The organism is Streptomyces sp. NPDC059534, from assembly GCF_042743475.1.
Classification (GTDB): domain Bacteria; phylum Actinomycetota; class Actinomycetes; order Streptomycetales; family Streptomycetaceae; genus Streptomyces.
Window position 1 is genome coordinate 1 of record NZ_JBHWAQ010000140.1, and the last position, 1,514, is coordinate 1,514.

Genomic DNA, 1,514 nt, shown 5'->3' on the forward strand with positions numbered 1-1,514 from the left:
ACCCGCCCACGAACGGGCATCAACCAATACCCCACCCATGGACAGAACAACGACTCACCTGCCCAACCATCACGACAAGGACCGTTGCAGTACTAAGCGCAAACTCAAGCAGATCCAGTACCGCCCGCATCTCGTCGACCGGTGCCTCGCCGGCACCGACCTGATCATGGACGGCTGATCGACACCACCCAATCAAGTTCAGTACGAGCTCTCAAAAGGCTCCAGTACCGTCCGCACCTGATCAACAACTTCTTCGCCGATGGCGGCCTGACCATGGGTAGCGCCACGGACAGGCCCGACATTACGGCATTAAAATTCAAATACAGTACATCACCGACTCACCGGAAACCTAGCACTCTGGATCAATATGAATTCCAGCAGTCAAGGCTTCCAGTAACCTCCTCGATGATTTTGTTCCAGTTTATCCACTTAAGGGTGGCTGATTGCGGCCAGTCGTCACTGTAGGCGTACTCCACGCCGACGCCGTGCGGTGCCCGAGTAGTAACCCCTAGTCCTCTATCAGGATGGGTCGACGGGCAGGCGACCATCATTTCCGCAGTGCCTGGCAGGATTATCCCCCTTGCGGGCACTGGGGCAGTCTTTGAGATTCTGACAGAATTAAAATTGGAGTTAGGCTCAATCTTGGAGCATCCGAAAGTGAGCTTGATGGCGGGCACATTGGGGCGGTTTATGTTATAGGAAGTCGACCAACTCACCTTCAGCATTCCCGAATTAATCAGGGGAGGATTAGTGATAGTAACTGTCTTTACGGTGGTCCTGATGGTCTTTGAAACATCGTTGGCCTCAAGCGCCACACGGTCAACGTAGGGGTATCCATTAGATGCTCCGCATTGGAAGGTGGCCGTACGGGTGACGCCATCTGCCGCAGTGCCCAAATAGTAAGTCCTTTCGTAGCTATTTACGTCGGCGGCGGCAGAAGTAATTCCGATGCCAAATCCAGCGAAAGTGATTCCCGCAGTCAGTGCACTGACCGTGGGGACTGAGATAGTCTTGAATCCAGTCACAGTTGCCCCAATCGCAATAGAGATGCCTAACGCTGAATTAGAGTCCGGTCCTGGCTGCTTCTCATGAGTAATCCATACTCGTCGCCTCGAGTGTAAGTTGAACCATGGCACTACTGATCTTTTCGTTAGTTCTATGGGGGTGGCAGAGTCGTTGGTGGGATCCTGATGCTGTGTCTTTCAAGTCTTCGCCTGTTGTTCCTCCTTTGACGCGGCCGCAGCTGGCCGAGGCCCGGCGTGTGCGGGCGGCCGAGCTGTTCGAGCAAGGACGCTCGAATGCCGAGATCGTGCGGATGCTGGGAGTCGGTGAGCTCTTTCAGAGTGGCCACCGATCGGGTGACGGCTACGTCCGCAGGAGGGAATCCCAGCCGCAGGTCGGAAACCGGTCAACCCCAGAAGAGCGTTCGCCCTGCGGAGTGAGCACTGAAAGAGCTCAGTGAACCTCTTTCATCCTGAATGGTCGCAGGTCAGCAGGGTGGGGATGGCTTGGAC

Annotated in this window: 2 protein-coding genes; one reads left to right on the forward strand and one right to left on the reverse strand. The window is 55.3% G+C overall.

Translation table 11 applies throughout. The features are described 5' to 3' along the window. The first annotated feature begins 37 nt into the window (after positions 1-37). Positions 38-178, forward strand: a complete 141-nt coding sequence (locus tag ACFVZH_RS40360; RefSeq protein ID WP_384905629.1) for a hypothetical protein — start codon at positions 38-40, stop codon at positions 176-178. 184 nt (positions 179-362) lie between these two features. On the opposite strand, the gene ACFVZH_RS40365 is transcribed toward ACFVZH_RS40360, so the two are convergent. Then, complete coding sequence (locus ACFVZH_RS40365) at positions 363-1,025, reverse strand: hypothetical protein (protein ID WP_384905631.1); 663 nt, start codon at positions 1,023-1,025, stop codon at positions 363-365. Positions 1,026-1,514 lie beyond the last annotated feature (489 nt).

Excerpts from the sequence above, each read along its gene's own strand:
- ACFVZH_RS40360 (WP_384905629.1), top strand. The coding sequence starts at position 38 with ATGGACAGAACAACGACTCACCTGCCCAACCATCACGACAAGGACCGT.